The organism is Micromonospora sp. NPDC003776, from assembly GCF_053605645.1.
Window position 1 is genome coordinate 1 of record NZ_JBSGJR010000553.1, and the last position, 4,625, is coordinate 4,625.

Below are 4,625 nucleotides of genomic sequence, written 5' to 3' on the forward strand. Positions count from 1 at the left end.
GACCCGCACCGCCCCGCAGACAACTCCCGGCCGACCGCCGGGCAGGGCGGCCCGCCCCGCCGGCTGCCCACCGAGCCACCGCCGCGCTGGGCGGACGAGGTCGCCGCCCGCTCCCGCTCGGCCGCTCCCACCGACCGTCGACCGGGCGCCGAGCCGAGCACCGCCGGAGCCGATCGGCCGAGCACCGCCGCCGGGGGCGTGGGCCCGTCCGGGACGAACGGTCCCACCACGACCCGTCCGGGGCCGCCGGCCCCGGGAGCGGTCGGAGCACCGAGCCGGCCGACCGGGCCGGCGACCCCGCCGGGCGTACGACCGGCCGCCCCGGGCGACGCGCCGACCGCCTTCATCCCTCGGGTGGCCGACCGGCCGGAGGGCCGGTCCCGGTCGGTGGAGGGTGCGGAGAGCCACGCCCGGGACACCCGACCCGCGGCTGCGGATCAGGGCACGGGTACGCCCGGCCCGCCCGCGGGCCCGCCCCGCTCGGCGACAGCCGGCGGCGTACCGCGGACCGGGCGGCCGGAGGCCGGTGTGCCGGCGGACCCGGGAGCGACCGCCGTCCTCCCGGCCGTCACCGCCCGAGGCCACGACCGGCCCGGACTCGACTCCACCGCGCTGATGGGCGCCGTACCCCCGCTGCCCGAGGGGCGCGGCGACGAGGCCGTCGAGACCCCGGCCGAGCCGCCCCGCCCGCGCCGGGGCGAGCGGGTGGTGCAGCTGCGCCCCGAGCAGACCGGTGAGGGATACAAGAGCGTCTACTCCGAGCTGACCCGCCCGACGGTCGGCTCCCGGCTGCGTACCGGGATCCGGGCCACCGGCGAGGTGCTCATCACCTTCGGCCTGATCGTGCTGCTCTTCGCCGGGTACGAGATCTGGGGCAAGACGGTCATCGTCGACGCCCACCAGAACGACCTGAACAGCCAGCTCGCCCAGGAGTGGGGCGGCAACACCGACCCGACGGTCGCCCCGACCGGCCCCACCCCCAAGCCCACCCCACCCGCCGAGGGCAAGCCCGTCGCCGGGCTCTACATCCCCAAGTTGGACAAGCACTGGGTGGTGGTCGAGGGGGTCACCCCGAACGACATCCGGTACGCCCCGGGCCACTACCCGAAGAGCGCCATGCCCGGCCAGGTGGGCAACTTCTCCGTCGCCGGGCACCGGATCCGGGCCACCTTCTGGCGGCTGGACGAGCTCAGGTCGGGCGACGACATCGTGGTCGAGTCCCAGACCGAGTGGTTCATCTACAAGGTCTACCAGCAGCAGATCGTCCGGCCGACCCAGGTCGAGGTGGTCGCGCCGGTGCCGGGCAGGCCGGGCCAGAGGCCGACCGAGAAGCTGCTCACCCTGACCACCTGCAACCCCAAGTTCGACAACTACCAGCGGCTGATCATCCACGCCAAGCTGGACCACGTCCAGGCCAAGTCGGCGGGTCGGCCGCCGGAGCTGGAAGGCTGACGATGTACGGGTGGATCTGGCGCAAGCTGCCGTTCGGGCTGGCCGGAAAGCTGATCGGCTCGCTGCTGCTCGCGGCGGCCACGGTCGCCCTGCTCTGGTTCGTGGCCTTCCCGTGGGCCGAGCCGCTGCTGCCCTTCGACGACGTCCAGGTCACCCAGGACTCCGGCGTACCGGGTGGCGACGGCGGGGAGCTCACGGTGCCGACCGTGCGGCCCAGCGAGGAGGACATCCCGTACAGCACGGAGACCAACAACGCCCCGCCCACCACCCCGAGCAGGTGACCCGATGCGCGTCCTGGTGATCGACAACTACGACTCGTTCGTCTTCAACCTGGTGCAGTACCTCGGCCAGCTCGGGGTCGACTGCGAGGTGCGACGCAACGACGAGATCGACGTCGCCGAAGTCGGCCGGGCGGGGGCCGGTGGCGTGCTGCTGTCGCCCGGGCCGGGCAGCCCCGACCGGGCCGGCATCTGCCTCGACGTCATCCGGGAGTACGCGGGCAAGCTGCCGCTCTTCGGCGTCTGCCTCGGCCACCAGGCGATCGGGGAGGCGTTCGGCGCGACCGTGACCCGGGCGCCGGAGCTGCTGCACGGCAAGACGTCCGAGGTGAGCCACCACGGCGTGGGGGTACTCGCCGGGCTGCCCGACCCGTTCACCGCCACGCGTTACCACTCGCTCGCCGTGCTGCCGGAGACCCTCCCCGACGAGCTGGAGGTGACCGGCTGGACGGGCTCCGGCGTGGTCATGGCGATGCGGCACCGGACGCTGCCGATCGAGGGCGTGCAGTTCCACCCCGAGTCGGTGCTGACCGAGGGCGGGCACCTGATGCTGGCCAACTGGCTGGCCGTCTGCGGCTACCCGGCGGCGCTGGAGCGTGCGCCGGAGCTGGCCGCCGAGGTGGACGCCCGCCGGCGGGCCGCCTTCGCCAACGCCTGATCAGCAAAGGTCGAGGCCCCGACCGGAGTCGGGGCCTCGATTCGTCGTCACTGTTCGGCGATGCCCGCCGGCGGGGTCGGGAAGGGGAACCCACCACCAGTGCCCGGCGTCGTCGGCGAACCGCTCGGGCTGGGCGAGGTCGGGCTCTCGGTCGGCTCCGGCGGCGCGATGTCGACGTAGATGGTGACCCGGCTGCCCTTCGGGAGGTCGGTGTTGGCGTCCGGGGTCTGCTTGCTGACCTTGCCGACCTGATCCGGGGTCTTGGCCTCATCACCGTCGAGGACCCGCACCTTGTATCCGGCGTTCTTCAGGAGTCGCTCCGCCCGGTCCTGGGGGAGGCCGACCACGTCCGGGACCTTCGCGACGTTGCCCTTGGACACCAGCACCTTGACGGTGGAGTTGACCGGTACGGTCGCGCCCTCCTTCGGGTCGACGCTGACCACGAGACCCTCCGCCAGGCTGCTGTCGACCTCCTCGGAGTCGACCTTGAGCTGCATCCCTTCGAGCTGCTGCTTGACGTTTGTGAACTGGGAGCCCTTCAGCCCGTCCGGGATGGTGACCTGCTTCGGGCCGCCACAGATCTGGATCGTGACGGTGTCGCCCTTGTTCACGGTCGTGCTGGCCGGCGGGCTCTGGCCCGACACGGTGTTCTTCTCGCAGTCGTTGTTCTGCACCGGGTCGCCGACGGCCGGGATGAGCCCCGCGTTGCGGATGTCCTGCTCGGCGACAGCCTGGGACTTGCCCTGCAACGACGGCACCCGGACCTGCTCGGCGCCCTTCTGGTTGAGCATCAGGGCGGCGACCAGGGCGATCACCGCGAGCACGCCGAGCGCGGCGAAGGTGGCGATCACCCACGAGGAACTCTTCCGCTTGCGCGGATCACCGACCCGGGCCGGCATCTGCTGGCGGCTCTGCGGGCCCATCACCTGGGTCTGGTAGCCGCCCGCAGCGGCGGCCGGCGCCATCGCCGCGGTCTCGTCCACCGGCAGGACCGGGGTGGCCAGCACGGGTCGGCCGGCGGCGGCGCGGAGCAGGTCCGCCCGCATCTCGCCGGCACTCTGGTAGCGGTTCAGCGGGTTCTTGGAGAGCGCCTTCAGGACGATCGCGTCCACCGCCGGATTGACGTCCGGGTTGATGGTGCTCGGCGTCGGCGGCTGCTCCCGCACGTGCTGGTACGCGACGCTGACCGGGCTGTCGCCGACGAACGGCGGGTGCCCGCAGAGCAGTTCGAACAAGACGCAGCCGGCCGCGTACACGTCGGAGCGGGCGTCGACCGCCTCACCGCGCGCCTGCTCGGGGGAAAGGTACTGCGCGGTGCCGATGACGGCGCTGGTCTGCGTCATCGTGGTGGCCCCACTGGCCAGGGCCCGGGCGATACCGAAGTCCATCACCTTGACCTGGCCGGTCTGGGTGAGCATCACGTTGCCCGGCTTGATGTCCCGGTGGATGATGCCGTGCCGGTGGCTGAACTCCAGCGCCGCGCACATGTCGGCGCAGATCTCCAGCGCCCGGCGGGGCTGGAGCCGGCCCTCGGCGCCCAGCACCTCCTTGAGGGTCCGTCCGTTGACGAACTCCATCACGATGAACGGCAGCGTCTCGCCGGTCGGCCCGGTCTCCTCGCCGGTGTCGTACACGGCGACGATCGCCGGGTGGTTCAGCGAGGCGGCGTTCTGGGCCTCCCGGCGGAACCGCATCTGGAAGGTCGCGTCCCGGGCGAGATCCGCCCGGAGCATCTTGATCGCGACGTCCCGACCGAGCCGGAGATCGCGACCGCGGTGCACCTCCGCCATGCCGCCGTAGCCGAGCAGCTCGCCGACCTGGTACCTGCCACCGAGCAGGCGGGCCTGCGCTGTCATCGCGTCTCTCGTCCTTCGCTCGTCGTCGTCTCGCCGCCAGCCGGCCGGAGCCGTATCCCACGACGGTACGACGTCCCGACCAGATCATCGGCACCGTGGGCCCGCACCGCGCCGGACGTCACGGCCACCGGAGCGGGCGTGCCGGCCGGACCGGCCGCCGCGTACTTCCGGTAGTAGTACGAAACCACGCCGGAGCAGAGGACCACCAGTACGGCCACCACCACGGCGGTGATCCACAGCCCGGACCGGGACCGGCGCGGGGCCGGCGGTGGGACGGCCGCAGGTCGTGCGTACCCGTGGGGGTTGTGCTGCCGGGGCGGCGGGACGGCCGCCGCGCCGCGCGGCGCCACCGGCGGGCGTGGCTGCGGGGCGGGCTGCGCC

At 73.1% G+C, this 4,625-nt stretch carries 4 protein-coding genes and 1 pseudogene; 3 read left to right on the forward strand and 2 right to left on the reverse strand.

The genetic code is table 11. The features are described from left to right. The first annotated feature begins 63 nt into the window (after positions 1-63). Genes ACWEVO_RS30645 through ACWEVO_RS30655 form a run of 3 tightly spaced genes read left to right on the forward strand, consistent with a single transcriptional unit; the run spans position 64 to position 2,388 of the window. Positions 64-1,452 carry a class E sortase gene (locus ACWEVO_RS30645; RefSeq protein WP_452310950.1) on the forward strand — a complete coding sequence of 463 codons (1,389 nt, stop codon included), beginning with the start codon at positions 64-66 and terminating at the stop codon, positions 1,450-1,452. A 2-nt stretch (positions 1,453-1,454) separates the two neighbouring features. Then, a complete protein-coding gene (locus tag ACWEVO_RS30650; protein ID WP_452310947.1) occupies positions 1,455-1,733 on the forward strand; it encodes a hypothetical protein in 279 nt (92 codons plus the stop codon). A 4-nt stretch (positions 1,734-1,737) separates the two neighbouring features. Further along, on the forward strand, positions 1,738-2,388 hold the full coding sequence (locus ACWEVO_RS30655) for an aminodeoxychorismate/anthranilate synthase component II (RefSeq protein WP_452310948.1): 651 nt from the start codon (positions 1,738-1,740) through the stop codon (positions 2,386-2,388). 47 nt (positions 2,389-2,435) lie between these two features. Here ACWEVO_RS30655 and pknB read toward each other — a convergent pair whose 3' ends face one another. Both pknB and ACWEVO_RS30665 read right to left on the reverse strand, forming a co-directional pair. Continuing rightward, positions 2,436-4,244 (reverse strand): Stk1 family PASTA domain-containing Ser/Thr kinase, encoded by a 1,809-nt coding sequence (pknB, locus tag ACWEVO_RS30660; protein ID WP_452310949.1) that lies wholly within the window; start codon positions 4,242-4,244, stop codon positions 2,436-2,438. Further along, positions 4,241-4,625, reverse strand: a pseudogene (locus tag ACWEVO_RS30665) (serine/threonine protein kinase); the annotation flags it as partial. The gene pknB and the pseudogene ACWEVO_RS30665, both read right to left, overlap by 4 nt.

Bases quoted from the DNA above. Each gene is read 5' to 3' on its own strand.
- ACWEVO_RS30655 (WP_452310948.1), top strand. From the start codon at position 1,738: ATGCGCGTCCTGGTGATCGACAACTACGACTCGTTCGTCTTCAACCTG.
- ACWEVO_RS30650 (WP_452310947.1), top strand. From the start codon at position 1,455: ATGTACGGGTGGATCTGGCGCAAGCTGCCGTTCGGGCTGGCCGGAAAG.
- pknB (WP_452310949.1), bottom strand. From the start codon at position 4,244: ATGACAGCGCAGGCCCGCCTGCTCGGTGGCAGGTACCAGGTCGGCGAG.